General features: G+C 54.4%; 13 protein-coding genes. All 13 read left to right on the forward strand.

Going from position 1 to position 16,873, the window contains the following annotated elements:
* Positions 1–19: 19 nt before the first annotated feature.
* The 13 genes from EHV15_RS22595 (at position 20) to EHV15_RS22655 (ending at position 16,843) form a co-directional block, all read left to right on the forward strand.
* Entirely contained in the window at positions 20–4,336 is a 4,317-nt protein-coding gene (locus EHV15_RS22595) for a PolC-type DNA polymerase III (RefSeq protein ID WP_128633203.1), read from the forward strand.
* 345 nt (positions 4,337–4,681) lie between these two features.
* Entirely contained in the window at positions 4,682–5,143 is a 462-nt protein-coding gene (gene rimP, locus EHV15_RS22600) for a ribosome maturation factor RimP (protein ID WP_128633204.1), read from the forward strand.
* A 62-nt stretch (positions 5,144–5,205) separates the two neighbouring features.
* Positions 5,206–6,303, forward strand: coding sequence for a transcription termination factor NusA (gene nusA / locus EHV15_RS22605; protein WP_128633205.1), 1,098 nt, complete (start codon positions 5,206–5,208; stop codon positions 6,301–6,303).
* Positions 6,304–6,320: 17 nt separating this feature from the next.
* A complete protein-coding gene (gene rnpM, locus EHV15_RS22610; RefSeq protein WP_128633206.1) occupies positions 6,321–6,635 on the forward strand; it encodes an RNase P modulator RnpM in 315 nt (104 codons plus the stop codon).
* Positions 6,628–6,951, forward strand: a complete 324-nt coding sequence (locus EHV15_RS22615; protein WP_128635480.1) for a L7Ae/L30e/S12e/Gadd45 family ribosomal protein — start codon at positions 6,628–6,630, stop codon at positions 6,949–6,951. The genes rnpM and EHV15_RS22615 overlap by 8 nt, the downstream gene beginning before the upstream one ends.
* Positions 6,944–9,565, forward strand: coding sequence for a translation initiation factor IF-2 (infB, locus tag EHV15_RS22620; protein WP_128633207.1), 2,622 nt, complete (start codon positions 6,944–6,946; stop codon positions 9,563–9,565). The genes EHV15_RS22615 and infB overlap by 8 nt, the downstream gene beginning before the upstream one ends.
* 13 nt (positions 9,566–9,578) lie before the next feature.
* Complete coding sequence (gene rbfA / locus EHV15_RS22625; RefSeq protein WP_128633208.1) at positions 9,579–9,932, forward strand: 30S ribosome-binding factor RbfA; 354 nt, start codon at positions 9,579–9,581, stop codon at positions 9,930–9,932.
* A gap of 57 nt (positions 9,933–9,989) precedes the next feature.
* Complete coding sequence (locus tag EHV15_RS22630; RefSeq protein WP_128633209.1) at positions 9,990–10,964, forward strand: DHH family phosphoesterase; 975 nt, start codon at positions 9,990–9,992, stop codon at positions 10,962–10,964.
* On the forward strand, positions 10,961–11,878 hold the full coding sequence (gene truB / locus EHV15_RS22635; RefSeq protein ID WP_128633210.1) for a tRNA pseudouridine(55) synthase TruB: 918 nt from the start codon (positions 10,961–10,963) through the stop codon (positions 11,876–11,878). The genes EHV15_RS22630 and truB overlap by 4 nt, the downstream gene beginning before the upstream one ends.
* A gap of 50 nt (positions 11,879–11,928) precedes the next feature.
* On the forward strand, positions 11,929–12,879 hold the full coding sequence (locus EHV15_RS22640; RefSeq protein ID WP_128633211.1) for a bifunctional riboflavin kinase/FAD synthetase: 951 nt from the start codon (positions 11,929–11,931) through the stop codon (positions 12,877–12,879).
* A gap of 165 nt (positions 12,880–13,044) precedes the next feature.
* Positions 13,045–13,314, forward strand: coding sequence for a 30S ribosomal protein S15 (rpsO, locus tag EHV15_RS22645; RefSeq protein WP_128633212.1), 270 nt, complete (start codon positions 13,045–13,047; stop codon positions 13,312–13,314).
* A gap of 242 nt (positions 13,315–13,556) precedes the next feature.
* Positions 13,557–15,662 (forward strand): polyribonucleotide nucleotidyltransferase, encoded by a 2,106-nt coding sequence (gene pnp / locus EHV15_RS22650; RefSeq protein WP_128633213.1) that lies wholly within the window; start codon positions 13,557–13,559, stop codon positions 15,660–15,662.
* A gap of 167 nt (positions 15,663–15,829) precedes the next feature.
* Complete coding sequence (locus tag EHV15_RS22655) at positions 15,830–16,843, forward strand: polysaccharide deacetylase family protein (RefSeq protein ID WP_128633214.1); 1,014 nt, start codon at positions 15,830–15,832, stop codon at positions 16,841–16,843.
* Positions 16,844–16,873: the final 30 nt, after the last annotated feature.

A 16,873-nucleotide genomic window follows, 5' to 3' on the forward strand; every position in this document is an offset into this window, starting at 1 on the left:
TAGAATGGGGGAGGAAGACATGACGGAGACTGGGGGAAAGAGAAACCGGCTTGAGCTGTTGATGAAGCAGGCGGAGCTTCCCGCCTCGTTAATCGATCCCTATTTTCTCGACGGCCATATCGAGCGGGTTGAGGTTAGCCGCAGCAACAAGGATTGGAAAATCACGATCAAGAAGGACACGTTGGTGCCGGCTCAAGCCTACCGCACTTTTTGCCTTCGCATCAAGGAAAAAATGGAGCACATCGCGTTAGTTTCCTTCGAATTCATATACGGCGGTGAAGTGTCCTCCAGAGAAATTGTAGGCGAGTACTGGAAGCTGTTCCTGGAGTGGGTGCAGCGTCAGGTTCCTTCCGTCAACGGATGGATGATGCGCGCCGGGTTTGAGGTGGAGAACGATCTCGTCACCGTGACGTTGGGCGATTCTACCGCATTGGAGCTGGCCCGCAAGAAAAGTATCGACCGGGCGATCGTGACGTTTTATGAAACTTATTTTGCCCTGCAACTGCGGGTAAAGCTGCAAACCGGCGAAACGGGCGCCGAAGCGTTCGAGGAGTTCCAGCAGCGGATCGTGGAGGAAGAGCGCGAAGTTATCCAGAAAATGATGGAAAGCATGACGGTGGAAGCGCCGCCTGAAGAGGTGGACGGCGAGGTCGTCAAACTGCAAATCGGATACGACATTAAGGAGCAGCCGGTGCCGCTTCAGGACCTCCAGGACGAAGAGAAGAAAATCACCATTCAGGGAACAATTTTCGGGCTGGACCGCAAGGAGCTGCGCAACGGAAATACGTTGTTTACGTTCAATTTGACGGATTTTACCGATTCGCTGGCGATGAAGCTGTTTGCAAAAAACAAGGAAGATTTGAAAGTGATGGGCCAGTTGGCCAACGGCAAGTGGGTGAAAGCCCGCGGCAAAGTGGAGTTCGACCGCTTTATGCAGATTCCCGAATTGGTGATGATTCCTTCCGACCTGATGGAAATTACGGGGCCTTCGGGACGCAAGGACAATGCCCCCGAGAAGCGGGTTGAATTCCATCTGCATTCGACAATGAGCACCATGGACGCCGTCACCCCGATCGGCGATTACGTGAAGATGGCCGCCAAATGGGGGCATAAAGCGATCGCCGTCACCGATCACGGCGGGGTGCAATGTTACCCGGACGCGGCGAAAGCGGCGAAAAAGAACGGCATTAAAATGATTTACGGTGTCGAGGCCAATGTGGTGAACGATGATGTCGCCGTGGTGCTGAATCCGCGCGGGGACGATTTGAAGAACGCTACATATATCGTATTCGACATCGAGACCACCGGTCTTTCAGTGACCCAAAACAAAATCATTGAAATTGCGGCCGTCAAAATGCAGGAAGGCAAAGAAATCGACCGGTACGCCACCTTTGTGAACCCGCATGAACGGATTCCTTACAACATCCAGCAGCTCACCAACATCAACGACGATATGGTTAGGGACGCCCCTGATGTGGAACCGGTGTTGCGGCGGTTCGTGGAGTTTGCCGGAGATGCGGTGCTGGTGGCCCATAACGCCCGGTTTGACGTCGATTTCGTCAACGCGAAGCTGAAGGAGCTGGGCCTGCCGCAGATGAACAATCCGGTGCTCGATACGCTCGAACTAGCCCGGATGCTGTTTCCGACCCTTAAAAATCACCGGTTGAATACGCTCGCCGCCAAATACAAGGTGTCGCTGGAAAACCATCACCGGGCGATCGACGATACGCTGGCGCTCGGGGAAATATTAAACGGCCTGCTCGAAGATGCGCTCAAGATCGAAGGGTATACGACGCTGGACCGGCTGAACGATAAGGTCGGCAAAGATCTGTCGAATACCCGGCCGTTTCATTGCGGTATCTACGCGCTCAACGCTACAGGCAAGAAAAACCTGTTTAAGCTCGTCTCCATGTCGCACACCGACTATTTCAAACGGGTGCCCTGCATTCCGAAATCGAAGCTGGTGGAAATGCGCGAAGGGCTGCTCATCATGTCCGGCTGCGAAAAAGGCGAGTTTTTCGAAACGGTGCTCAACAAATCGGTGGAGGAAGCGGAGGCAGTGGCCGAGTTTTACGATGTGCTGGAGATCCAGCCGCTAACGATGTATATGCATCTGGTGGACAAAGGATTGGTCGGCAGCGTAGCCGAGCTGGAGACGGCGATCCGCAAAATCGTCGAGATCGGGATGAAGCTGGATAAGCCGGTGGTGGCTACCGGCAACGTGCACTATCTCGATCCAAAGGACAAGCTGTTCCGCGACATAACGATTCACGGTATCACCGGGTTTAGCCCGCTGAAGGATATACGCAAGCCGGATGCGCATTTTCGGACGACGGAGGAAATGCTGGAGGAATTCGCTTTTCTCGGCGGAGAGAAGGCTTTCGAGGTAGTCGTTGCCAACACCTCCAAGCTGGCCGACGAATTTGAGGAATACGAGCTGTTTCCGGATAAGCTGTTTACGCCGATCATTGATGGCGCGGAAGAGGAAATCCGCCAGACCTGCTATGACACGGCCAAAAAGATTTACGGCGAGGAACTGCCGGACGTCGTTGTCAAGCGGCTGGAGAAAGAGCTGGAGCCGATCATCAAATACGGGTTCTCGGCGAACTATCTGATCTCCGAACGTTTGGTCAAAAAATCAAACCAGGACGGGTATCTGGTTGGTTCCCGGGGGTCCGTCGGCTCGTCGGTCGTCGCCATGTTCCTCGGCATCTCCGAGGTTAACCCGCTGCCGGCGCATTATATATGCCAAAACCCGGAATGCAAGCACAGCGAATGGTTCCTGGACGGCAGCGTGCCGAGCGGTTTTGACCTTCCGGACAAGACATGTCCGAATTGCGGGAAGGCGCTGAAGGGCGAAGGCCACGACATCCCGTTCGAAACGTTCCTCGGGTTCAAGGGCGACAAAGTTCCCGATATCGACCTTAACTTCTCCGGGGAATATCAGCCGCACGCCCATAACTACACGAAAGTGCTGTTCGGCGAAAAAAACGTGTTCCGCGCCGGCACGATCGGTACTGTAGCGGAGAAGACGGCGTACGGCTTCACCAAAAAATACGAGGAAGAGCATCACAAGCATTGGCGCGGGGCCGAGCTGAGCCGCCTCGCGGCGGGATGTACCGGCGTTAAGCGCAGCACGGGCCAGCATCCCGGCGGGATCGTGGTCGTACCGGACTATATCGAGGTGGAGGATATCACTCCGGTGCAGTATCCGGCCGACGATACCGAGGCGGAATGGAAAACGACGCACTTCGATTATCACGCCTTTGACGCGAACCTGCTCAAGCTCGATATTCTCGGACACGATGATCCGACGATGATGCGGATGCTCCAGGATCTCACGGGCATTGATCCGACGACGATCCCGATGAACGATCCGAAGGTGATGAGCATCTTCAACTCGACGGAATCGCTTGGGGTGACGCCGGAACAGATCCGTACGCCGGTCGCTACGTACGGCATTCCGGAGATGGGAACGAAGTTTGTCCGGCAGATGCTGGTGGAATCGCAGCCGTCGTCGTTTGCCGACCTGCTGCAAATTTCCGGGTTGTCGCACGGAACGGGCGTTTGGCTCGGCAATGCGCAGGATTTGATCAAAAACGGGACCTGCAACATCAAAACGGTGATCGGTTGCCGCGATGACATCATGTTGTTTTTGATTTACAAAGCGGGCATGGACGCCGGTCTTGCCTTCAAAATCACGGAAAGCGTGCGGAAAGGGAAAGGGCTGACGCCGGAGTGGATCGAGGAGATGAAGAAATGCAAAGTGCCGCAGTGGTACATCGATTCCTGTCTGAAGATCCAGTACATGTTCCCGAAAGCCCACGCCGCCGCGTACGTCATTTCCGCGGTGCGCACCGCTTATTTCAAGCTCTATCATCCGATCGAATTCTATGCGACTTATTTTTCGGTGCGCGGTGAGGATTTCGACATCGAGCTCTGCTGTCAGGGATACGAGGCAATCTACCGCAAAATCGAGGAGATCGAGCAAAAGGGCTTCCAGGCGCTGCCCAAAGAGAAAGCGATGCTCTCGATTCTGGAAATGGCGCTTGAGATGACCGCGCGCGGCTTCCATTTCAAACCGATCGATTTGTACCGCTCCGACGCGACCAAGTTCACTGTGGATGGCGATTCGCTGATTCCGCCGTTTTCGGCGCTTGCCGGCATTGGGGAGAACGCCGCCAAAAATATCGCGGCGGCCAAGGAGCAAGGCGAATTTCTGTCGATTGAGGACTTCCAGCAGAAATCGAAGGCGAGCAAAACGATCGTCGAGCTGCTCGGCACCATGGGCTGCTTCCGCGGACTCCCCGAAAGCAACCAGCTGTCGCTATTTTAAGTGTGAGTTTAAATATAAGTTCAAAAATATCAGGTTTTCAGCACCGAGAAGGTTGGATGAAGCTAGGGACGTCAGGAGCGGAGCGTACGTTTTGGGTACGTGAGCACCGGAAGGCCCGGCTGAATTCAAGATTCGATGTCGAATTCACTTCATGAATTGCTTCGTGATCAAAAGCTGATTTTTTGAACTACCTATAGTAGTAAAGGTGTTTTACTTGTCACTATTGGCGGACTATGTTATAATTTTTTTGGCAATCATGAAGATAGAACCGTTGTTTAAAGAGTGGGGAAACCCACTCTTTACTCTTTGGTATACAGGAATGAACGTGATGGAGGGAATGTACGCTTGAGCACACCGAAGATCAAAGCGACCGTAGAGCAAATGGTCACGCCTTATTTGGAGGAACACGGCTTTGAATTGGTTGACGTGGAATACGTCAAGGAGGGAAGCAATTGGTTCCTTCGCGTATTCGTCGATAAGGACGGCGGCATTGACATCGATGACTGCGGCCGGATCAGCGAATATCTTAGCGAGAAGCTTGATGAGAATGATCCGATTCCATCGGCTTATTTTCTGGAAGTGTCCTCGCCGGGGGCGGAACGCCCGCTTAAAAAAGCCGAGGACGTATTAAAAGCCGTCGGCAAAGACGTATTTGTCACTACATATGAACCGGTAGGCGGCCTGAAGGAGTTTGAAGGCCGGCTTCTTTCCTTCGAGAACGACGAATTGGTCGTTGAAGTCGGAAAGAAGAGTCACACGATTCCATACAGCAAAGTAGCCAGCGCAAGGTTGGCGATCATTTTCTAGAAGAGCAGACATTTGGTTAAGCGTGACATGCTGGGAACTATGAAAGGGGGAACTCGAGGCAAATGAGTATGGATTTTATCGAAGCCTTGAATGAATTGGAAAGGGAAAAAGGAATCAGCAAAGATATTTTGTTCGAAGCGATTGAAGCCGCGCTTATCTCCAGCTACAAGCGGAACTTCAATACGGCGCAGAACGTTCGCGTGGATATGAACCGCCATACCGGCGCGATTAAAGTATACGCCCGCAAGCTCGTCGTGGAAGAAGTGCTTGATCCGCGCACGGAAATTTCGCTTGCGGCCGCGCGCGAGATCAATGCGAACTATCATCTTGACGATATTACCGAGATTGAAGTTACGCCTCGCGATTTCGGCCGGATTGCGGCGCAAACCGCGAAGCAGGTCGTGACCCAGCGGATTCGCGAAGCCGAGCGCGGACTCATATATAACGCCTTCGTAGAGAAGGAGGAGGATATCGTCACCGGCATCGTGCAGCGCCAGGATCTGCGCAACATTTACGTCGACCTCGGCAAAATCGAAGCGCATCTGCCCTTGAACGAGCTGATGCCGAATGAGAAGTTCAAGCATGGGGATCGCATCAAGGCTTACATCACGAAGGTGGAAAATACGACCAAGGGACCGCAAATTTTGCTGTCCCGCACGCATCCGGGTCTTTTGAAACGCTTGTTTGAGCTGGAAGTGCCGGAAATTTTCGACGGTGTCGTGGAAATCCGTTCCGTAGCGCGCGAAGCGGGATTCCGTTCCAAAATCGCGGTATATTCCCGCAACAGCGAGGTCGATCCGGTCGGCTCCTGCGTAGGACCGAAAGGCACCCGGGTGCAAACGATCGTAAACGAGCTGCGCGGAGAGAAGATCGATATCGTCCGTTATTCGGAAAATGTCGAGGAATATGTGGCGAATGCGCTCAGCCCGTCCAAAGTGCTGGAGGTGCAGGTGTTTGAGGCCGAGAAGATGTCGCGCGTCATCGTGCCGGATTATCAGCTTTCGCTGGCGATCGGCATCAAAGGCCAGAACGCTCGTCTGGCGGCCAAATTAACCGGTTGGAAAATCGATATTAAGAGCGAAACCCAAGCGGAAGAGGAATTCGGAAGAGAAAAAACCGATCAGGACGAAATGCCTCAGGATTCCATCTCCGTAGATTGATCGGGGGCGGTTGTAAAATGAAACAGAGAAAGGTACCGCTGCGCAAATGCGTGGCCTGCCAGCAAATGATGCCCAAGAAATCGCTGATCCGCATCGTCCGTTCGCCGGAAGGCGAAGTGTCGATCGACTTGACCGGCAAAAAATCGGGGCGTGGCGCATACTTGTGCGGAAAGGAAGCTTGCTTCAAGCTTGCCCATAAGACCCGTGCGCTCGACCGTGCGCTGAAAGCGCCGGTCGGTCCAGAGGTTTATGAGCAATTGGCCCGCGATTTTTTGGCGGTGGAAGAGGAGTTTCTCGCTGGCCAGGGACGCGAAGAGGATGACGATGAATAAGGCGTTGTCCGGGCTCGGGCTTGCCATGCGGGCGGGCAAGCTGGTGACGGGAGATGAAGTCGTGCTGAAGGCGATCCGCTCTGCGGAGGCCAAACTCGTAATCGTAGCCGGCGATGCGTCGGCCAATACGCAAAAGAAGTATCGCGACAAATGCGGTACGTACAAAGTTCCTTTGATGGTCGGATTTGACAGGGAGATGCTCGGATCGAGCGTAGGGAAGCCGGAACGGGTTGTTCTGGCCCTTACAGATCAAGGGTTTGCCGATATGGTTCGTAAAGCGATCGCGAAAACGTCGGAGGTGGAGTATATTGAGTAAACAAGAAAAACAAGATAAGCTCAGGGTATATGAATATGCGAAATCGCTCAACATGAGCAGCAAAGAAATCATTACGATTCTTAAGCGACTTAATATCCCGGTGAACAACCATATGAGCGTGATGGAGAATGATACCGTAACGCGCGTGGAGCAATTTTTCAAGGATATTAAGACGAACGCCGCTGCCAAGCGGGAAAATTCGGGCCGCGCCGAATCCCCGTCCAAATCGCCGGCACCGGCTTCCGCAGGAGGAAGCCAGGCTGCGAAAAATCCGGCCCCGGAAGGGGCGGGGAATCGCGGAGAACAAGGCCGGGAGGCAAAGGTTCACGGCAACCCCGGCGGTCAAGCCAAAAATAAAAATCAACATGAAAAGCAGGTAAGCATGAATAATAAACCAAATCACAACCAAAACGCAAAAGGCGGAACTACCGCTGTACAGGAAAGAAATCAACGTCCAAACGGAGGACATCAGCAAGGCCCGCGCGCTTCCGCGCAAAACGCGGGCAATGCCGGAGGCCGCAACCCTCAAGGAAATCGGGGACAAGGCCAAAGCGGGGGCGATTCGCAGCGCCGTGACGGCGGGGGCAACCGCCAAGGAGGCGGCCAAGGTAACGGCGGAGCAAACCGCGGCGGGCAAGCGCCAAACCGTAATTTTGCTTCGGCTGGCAACAATAATAACAATGGCGGAGGCAAAGGCCAAGGTCAAGGTCAAGGCAGAAAGGGCAACCATGGCGGCAAAAACCAAAAAGGTTTTGACGACAACCGTAGTGGCAACTTTAGAAACAACAACCGCGGCGGCAAAGGCGGCCGGGGGGGCCGTGGCGGATATCAGCAGCCGCCGCGCGAGAAAATCGACAACACGCCGAAGAAAATTATTGTCCGCGGCACGATGACCGTTGGTGAAACCGCGAAGCTGCTGCATAAAGACGCTTCCGAGGTAATCAAAAAGCTGATGCTGCTCGGCGTCATGGCGGCGATCAACCAGGAGCTCGACATCGATACGATCTTGCTGCTTGCCGGCGATTTCGGTGTTGAAGTTGAAGTGAAAATTCCGGTCGAGGAAGACCGTTTCGAAACGATCGAAGAGGTTGACGATGAGGCGGATTTGAAGGAACGTCCGCCGGTCGTGACGATTATGGGTCACGTTGACCACGGGAAAACGACGCTGCTGGACGCCATCCGTTCGACGAACGTGACCGGCGGCGAAGCCGGCGGCATTACCCAGCATATCGGCGCTTATCAGGTCGAAATCAACAGCAAGAAGATCACGTTCCTCGACACGCCGGGCCACGAGGCGTTTACGGCGATGCGGGCGCGCGGAGCGCAGCTGACCGACATTACGATCATCGTCGTTGCGGCTGACGACGGCGTGATGCCGCAGACGGTCGAAGCGATCAACCACGCCAAAGCGGCGGGGCTGCCGATCATTGTGGCGGTCAACAAAATCGACAAACCGGATGCCAACCCGGATAAAGTCAAGCAGGAATTGACAGAATATGAACTTGTACCGGAAGAATGGGGCGGCGACACGATTTTCGTCAACGTGTCGGCCAAGCAAAAGATGGGACTGGAAGACCTGCTCGAAATGATCCTGCTTGTGGCGGAAGTCAACGAGTACAAAGCGAACCCGGACAAACGCGCTCGCGGTGCGGTTATTGAAGCCGAGCTGGACAGAAACCGCGGACCGGTGGCCCGCGTGCTGGTGCAGCACGGGACGCTGAAAGTCGGCGACGCCTTTGTGGCCGGCAACTGCTTCGGGCGCGTCCGCGCGATGGTGAACGACCGGGGACGCCGTCTCAAGGAAGCAGGGCCTTCGACACCGGTGGAAATTACCGGCCTTACCGAAGTGCCGCAAGCGGGCGATCCGCTTATGGTGTTCGAGGACGAACGCAAAGCCCGTTCCATCGCCGACAAACGTGCGATCACGCAACGCCAGTCCGATCTGGGCGCGAATACGCGCGTGACGCTCGACGATTTGTTCCGCCACATTAAAGAGGGCGAAATCAAAGAGCTGAACGTGATCATCAAAGCGGACGTTCAAGGTTCGGTAGAGGCGCTGAAGGGCGCGCTCGAGAAAATCGACATCGAGGGCGTGCGCGTGAAGATCATCCACAGCGGTGCCGGGGCAATTACCGAGTCCGACGTTATTTTGGCCGCAGCTTCCAATGCGATCATTATCGGCTTTAACGTCCGTCCGGACAACCAGACGAAAGCGACGGCCGAGCAGGAGAAGGTCGACATTCGCCTGCACCGCGTCATCTATAATGCGATCGAGGAGATCGAACAAGCGATGAAGGGGATGCTGGATCCGGTATACAAAGAGTCCGTCATCGGGCATGCCGAAGTCCGCAATACGTTCAAGATCAGCAAGGTCGGAACGATCGCGGGCTGCATGGTCACTTCCGGCAAAATTACCCGTTCGGCGGAAACGCGTCTCATCCGCGACGGCATCGTAATCTACGAAGGCAAAATCGATTCTTTGAAGCGATTCAAGGACGACGCCAAAGAAGTTGCGCAAGGTTACGAATGCGGGATTACCCTCGATAACTACAATGATCTTAAAGAAGGCGACGTGATTGAGGCCTTCATCATGGAAACTGTTGAACCGAAGTAAGGTGGTGTCATAAATGGCCAAAAATCGGACCGGCCGCGTAGGCGAACAGATTAAAAAAGAACTTAGCGTGCTTATCCAGAAGGAACTGAAAGATCCGCGCATCGGTTTTGTCACCGTGACCGGGGTAGATGTGACGAGCGATTTGTCGCAGGCCAAAATCTATTTGAGCGTTTTCGGGGATGAAGAGAAGAAAAACGAATCCCTGAAAGGGCTGGAGAAGGCCAACGGATTTTTGCGCACCGAACTCGGCAAGCGGATCCGGCTGCGGCATACGCCGGAGCTGATCTTTAAAATCGACGAATCGATCGCTTACGGAAGCCGGATCGAGCAGCTTCTGGGCGAAATTACGCACGAGCACGACAAATGAATTAAAATAGAGATCAAAAAGTCTGACTTTTTGATCTCTTTAAAAAGGAGACCGGCAATGCAATATGAACGGGAGCTGCGTCAGACCCAGGCTTTTCTGACGGAGCATGATGATTTTCTCGTGGTGGCGCATGTTCAGCCGGACGGAGACGCAGTCAGTTCCACCCTCGCGGTGGGCTGGCTTCTGTCATGTCTGGGTAAAAAATATGTAATGGTCAACGAAGGGCCGATCCCTAAGCGGATGGCTTATTTACGGCAGGCGGAACGGATTGTCGACCTGTCGGCAGAGCCCCTAAACCGGAAATTCGACTACGTGATCTGCGTCGATTGCGCGGATTTCAAACGGGTCGGGACGACCAAGGAGCTGTTTGCGGAAGGCGCCAAGCTGCTGAACATCGATCACCATCCGACCAATGACGGGTATGGCGATATTAATTTGATTGTCCCTCATGCCGCAGCCACGGCGGAGATTTTATTCGATCTCATCCATTTTATGGGCCTGGAGTTGAACGAGACGATCGCCACGGCGCTTTACACCGGACTACTGACCGACACGGGCGGGTTCCGCTATTCGAACACGTCTCCCAAAGTAATGGCGGCGGCGTCCAAGCTGTTGGAGTACGGTGTTGACGGACCGGGCTTGTCCGAACTTCTGCTGGAGCAAATGACCCTGTCGCAGCTGCGCCTGCTGACGAGATCCTTAAACGGGCTTCAGCTTACCGAAGACGGCAAAATCAGCTGGGTGGTCGTGACGGACGAAGACCTGAAATCCGCGGGTGCGGTTCATGAGGACATGGAAGGCATCGTCAACTATCCCCGCAATATTCAAGGGGTGGAGGTCGGCCTCCTGTTTAAGGTGATCGATGAGCAAGCCGTAAAAGTGAGCATGCGTTCCGCCGGGAAAGTGGACGTGGCCAAGGTGGCCCAAAGCTTTGGCGGGGGCGGGCACGTCCGGGCCGCGGGAGCGCGCGTCGAAGGAACGCTGGACACGATTGTGCCGCGCGTGGTGGAGCAGGTGAGGCTGCAGTTATGACCGCGTATGAAGGCATCCTGCCGGTGCTAAAACCCGCCGGTTTTACCTCTCACGACGTTGTGGCCAAATGCCGCGGCATCCTCAAAATGAAGCGGATCGGCCATACGGGCACGTTGGACCCCGCCGTCACCGGAGTGCTTCCGCTCTGCTTGGGACGGGCCACCCGGATGGTCGAATATTTGCAGGAGCTGCCCAAGGAGTATGAGGCGACCCTGATTCTGGGGGTGGCTACGGACACCGAAGACATGTCGGGTACGGTCGTGGAGCAGCTTGATCAAGTATCGGTAACAGAAGAAGCCGTCAGGCAGGTGCTGCAGCGGTTCGCCGGCACGATTTCCCAGGTTCCGCCGATGTATTCCGCACTGAAGCACGACGGAAAGCGGCTCTATGAACTGGCGAGGGAAGGGAAAACGGTCGAACGTAAAGCCCGCGAAGTGACGATTTATGAGCTTGAGCTGTTATCCTTTCATCCGGAGGGGCCGCATCCAACCATCCAGTTCCGGGCGCTTTGCTCCAAAGGAACTTACATCCGCACGCTTTGCGTCGATATCGGCCGGGCGCTTGGCGTGCCGGCGGCGATGGCGCAGCTTAAGCGGACGGTGTCGGCCGGGATTACGGAGCAGAGCTGTTTAACGCTGGAAGAAATCGCCCGGCACGCTGCGCTAGGGGACCTGGCTTCCTATTTACTGCCGGTCGACCAGGGAGTCCGGCATCTGCCGGCTCATACGATCGCCGGGGACAAAGTAAAGGCGGCTCTGCAAGGACAGCGTTTGCCCGCCGCCGCGGTGAATCCGCAGGCAAACCGGGGGGAGCTGATCCGGCTTTATGATCCACAGCAGCGGTTTTTAGGTATTTTCAAGGCGGATGAAGAAACGCTTGCCGTCAAAGCGGTAAAGGTGTTCCTTCCCGATTGAATCATATGAACGATTGTGCTAATCCGAGGGAATTGCAGGTGAGACTTTTGATGGAAACGATAAGCTTATCATACCCTTTAACCGAACAATTTATTGCAACGGGTGCGAGGCCGCAGGTACTCGCCATCGGCCAGTTTGACGGTCTCCATTTGGGGCACGCCAGCGTGATCGAGACGGCCGTCAAGCTGGCGGACGAGCTTGGACTGCCCGCATCCGTCATGACTTTTCACCCTCACCCGAAGGAAGTCATGAAAAAAGGCGATTACGACGGGTATTTGACCCCGCCGCAGGAGAAAGAACGCCTCCTCCGCAGCATGGGCGTGGATTATATGTATATCGTGGAGTTTAATGACGCGTTCTCGCGGGTGAGCCCGCAAAATTTCGTCACCGGCATCCTGGTGCCCCTCAAGGTGCATACCGCTGTCGTCGGGTTTGACTTCCGGTACGGTTACCGGGGAGAAGGGCAAGCCGGAATGCTGCGCGAACTTAGCGAAAACGCCCTGGATGTAAACACGGTTCCGCCGTTCCTTATCGACGGCGAGAAGGTGAGCAGCTCGGGCATCCGCAAAGCGCTTCAGGAAGGAGACATCCGGCTGGCCAACCGCTGGCTCGGGCGAAGCTATTCGCTGACGGGCACCGTCATGCATGGCGAGAAACGGGGCAGGCAACTCGGTTTTCCGACAGCCAACCTGAAGCTTGCCGAACATTACGTAATTCCTGCCAGCGGCGTTTATGCCGTGCGGGCGCATCACGGCGGCCGGTCCTTTGAGGGGGTTATGAACGTCGGGGTCAAGCCGACCTTCCACGACGATGCGGCCGTCTCCTGGTTTGAGGTTCATTTGTTTGACTTTTCCGGAGATATCTATGATGAAAGCTTGTCCGTCGAACTCGTTCATTTCCTCCGCGAGGAACGCAAATTCGGATCGATTGATGAGCTGATTGCGCAAATAACCAAGGATGCCGAAACCGCCAAAAGCCTGCTGAAAGCGGAAAAAGCGTAAACGAGCCAGTAGCATTTACTTTTATCCGGGTTGTATGGTATACTGAACTACGTTGTTATGCCCATGGATTTTCTTACCGGGCCGCAACTATAACCTTGGCTTGGTTGTTCGGTTTCACCGCCGGCGACGAGGCTAACGGCGATTGAGGAAAAGGAGGTGAACAGGATGGCATTGACTCAAGAACGTAAGCAACAATTGATCGACGAGCACAAAACTCATGAGTCCGATACCGGATCCCCAGAGGTGCAAATTGCTATCCTTACGGAGAACATTACGAACTTGACGGAACATTTGCGCACGCACAAGAAAGACCATCATTCCCGTCGGGGTCTTTTGAAAATGGTCGGCCAACGCCGTAAGCTGCTGGCTTACTTGAAGAACAAAGACGTGAGACGTTACTCCGCATTGATCGAAAAACTCGGATTGCGTCGTTAATTTGACATCTTTACGAAAAGCAGCCTGGTTGCCGTCGGACGCTTTCAAGCGAACGATAAGCCGCCGGGTTGCTTTTTACAAATGAACGGGTATTTCGGGCGGTTATTGAATAGCGTTTACGAAAAGGCTCCGTCAGGAGCTTTTGTTGTGAAGGGACAAGTTCATCGCTCCTTAATGATTTAAGATAAAGCAGGAAATAATGAACTTTGTACCGAACTTTTATTGTGATAAGGAGGGATTACATGGAGAATCATGTGAAAATGGATCTGGGGGGAAGACCTCTTATCCTCGAAACGGGCCGATTGGCCAAGCAAGCCAACGCGGCGGTCATGGTGCGTTATGGAGATACGGCTGTACTTTGCACGGTAACGGCCTCCTCGGAACCAAAGGACCTGGATTTTTTTCCGCTGACGGTCAATTATGAAGAAAAGCTGTATGCGGTCGGTAAAATTCCCGGCGGCTTCATTAAACGCGAGGGCCGTCCCAGCGAAAAGGCCATTTTGGCCAGCCGTTTGACGGACCGTCCGATTCGTCCGCTGTTCCCGGAAGGGTTCCGCAATGATGTGCAAATCGTCAATCTGGTCATGAGCGTGGATCAGGACTGCGAGCCTGAAATCGCCGCGATGATCGGAACATCGGCCGCGCTGAGCATATCGGATGTTCCGTTTAACGGCCCGATCGGCGGTGTGGCGGTGGGACGGGTGAACGGCGAATTCGTGCTTAACCCGAATATATCCCAGCAGGAAGCCAGCGATATTTACGTCGTGGTGGCGGGGACGAAAGACGCGATTATGATGGTTGAGGCGGAAGCGAACGAAGTTCCGGAAGAAATCATGCTGGAAGCCATCATGTTCGGCCATGAGGAAATCAAAAAAATCGTTGCCGTAATCGAAGAGCTTGTCCAAGTGGCCGGCAAAGAGAAAATGCAGGTGAAACTGCACGCGGTCGACGAAAACGTGAACCAGGAAGTTCGAGCCTATGCCAAGGATCGTCTCGTGGAAGCCGTGAAAATCGCCGAGAAGCATGCGCGGCAGGATGCAATTGACGCCATCAATGAGGAGACGGTCGCCTATTTCGAAGAGAAATACATAGAGTCTCCGGAACTGCTTGCCGACGTCAAGGAAGTGCTGCACGACATCGTTAAAGAAGAAGTCCGCCGCTTAATCACGCATGATAAAATCCGGCCGGACGGCCGCAAGCTCAGCGAAATCCGTCCGATCGAATGCGACATCAGCCTGTTGCCGCGTACGCACGGCTCCGGTCTGTTTACGCGCGGCCAAACGCAAGCACTAAGCGTTTGTACGCTTGGCGCGCTGGGCGATGTGCAAATTCTCGACGGCATCGACCTGGAAGAGTCAAAACGGTTTATGCATCATTACAACTTCCCTCCGTTCAGCGTAGGTGAAGCGCGTCCGCTGCGCGCACCGGGCCGCCGCGAAATCGGTCACGGCGCACTTGGCGAACGGGCGCTTTCGAAAGTGATTCCGCCGGAATCGGAATTCCCTTACACGATCCGTCTTGTATCGGAAGTATTGGAATCGAACGGTTCGACATCGCAAGCCAGCATTTGCGCCAGCACCCTGGCGATGATGGACGCGGGCGTGCCGATCAAAGCTCCGGTAGCCGGGGTAGCGATGGGCCTGATCAAAGACGGAGAGCATGTGTCCATTTTGACGGACATTCAAGGGATGGAGGACCATCTCGGAGATATGGACTTTAAAGTGGCCGGAACCGCGGAAGGCGTGACCGCCATTCAAATGGACATCAAGATCGACGGCATCGACCGGCAGATTTTGACGGACGCATTGAAGCAGGCGAAGGAAGGCCGGATGTTCATTTTGGCGAAGATGATGGAGCGTATCCAAAAGCCGAAGGAGCAGTTGTCTCCGTATGCGCCTAAGATCCTGATCATGAACATCAATCCGGACAAAATCCGCGACGTTATCGGGGCCGGGGGCAAAATCATCAACAAGATCATCGAGGAAACCGGCGTGAAAATCGATATCGAGCAGGACGGACGCGTCTTTATCGCTTCGGCCAACGAAGAGATGAACAACAAAGCGCGCTCGATTATCGAAGGCATCGTGAAGGAAGTCGTCGTCGGCGAAATTTATGTCGGCACCGTAAAACGGATCGAAAAATTCGGCGCTTTTGTGGAAATTTTGCCGGGCAAGGACGGGCTGGTGCACATCTCCCAGCTTTCGACGGAACGCGTAGGCAAAGTGGAAGACGTCGTCGCTATCGGCGATACGGTAACCGTCAAGGTGACGGAAATCGACAGCCAAGGACGGATCAATCTTTCCCGCAAAGCGGTTTTGACTGCCCAAACGGAAAAAGCTCCTTCATAAACGATGAACGGCTGCATGTGAACTAAAAAGGTGCGGGAAAAGAGACAGAATGAATCAATTCTGGCTCTTTTTTAATGCGCATGAACCGCAGCCTGTATAAAGGTGCATAATTCGGGACTTGTCTACATATGATGGGGACAAAAACCGGTTGAAGGGATGAACCTGGTATGGGGCGGAACAAGTTTGTGATTATTGCGGCCTGCATCGCATTTGTCATGATTCTCGGGCAGTTGGCGGGAATTCGGTCATTTGTGGAGAAGAGCGGCGGGCAAGACGGAAGTTTTGCCTTCCGGCTGTTTAGCGATTTTTATGAAAGCAATGAACTGGGGCAAGACAAGGGCAAACAAGACGATCTGCTGCTTAAAATCCGCGAGGAAGCCGCCAAAAGGCGGATCGAGCCGGTCAATGCCACCGTCGATCGCATTTGGAAGGCGATTCCGGGTTATAACGGCCGGGAAGTGGACATTGAGCGAACTTATGAGCAGGCGAAGCTGCTGCCGGCCGGAGCGGAGATCGAATACATATACCGGGAAATCAAGCCGCAGGTGAGCCTGGATGATCTGGGGGCGCAGCCCATTTATCGGGGAAATCCGAACAAGCCGATGGTGGCGCTGATGATCAATGTGGCCTGGGGAAACGAGTACATCCTTCCGATGCTGGACACGCTTGACGAAGCGAAGGTGAAAGCGACCTTTTTTCTGGACGGAAGCTGGCTTAAGGAAAATGCGGAGCTCGCCGGGGAAATTCAAAAACGGGGGCATCCGTTGGAAAATCACGCCTATTCCCATCCCAACATGAGCCAGCTCGAGGCGTCCCGGGCCCGTTTGGAAATCTCCAAAACAAAGGGGTTGCTGAAGGAGAAGCTGGGCGTGGACAATCGCTGGTTCGCCCCGCCGTCGGGAGACTATAACAGTCAAACCGTCAAGCTGGCCGCGGAGCAGGGACTCAAAACGGTGCTTTGGACGGTGGACACGGTGGATTGGAGGAAGCCCCCGGCTGCAACCGTCGTTAAGCGGATAGAGAGCCAGGTAGGCCCGGGCTCATTGATTCTGATGCACCCGACGGCATCGAGCCGGGACGCGCTGAGGGATATGATCCGGGTCATCCGCAGCAAAGGGCTGGTTCTCGGCACGGTGGAGGAGACGCTGTCGCCTGATCGGGTCGAAGTACCGGAGAGTTGAGCGGAACGCCTTTTTTTGGTAGGATAGGAA

Origin of the sequence: Paenibacillus oralis, assembly GCF_003863965.1 — a bacterium.
GTDB lineage: Bacteria > Bacillota > Bacilli > Paenibacillales > Paenibacillaceae > Fontibacillus > Fontibacillus oralis.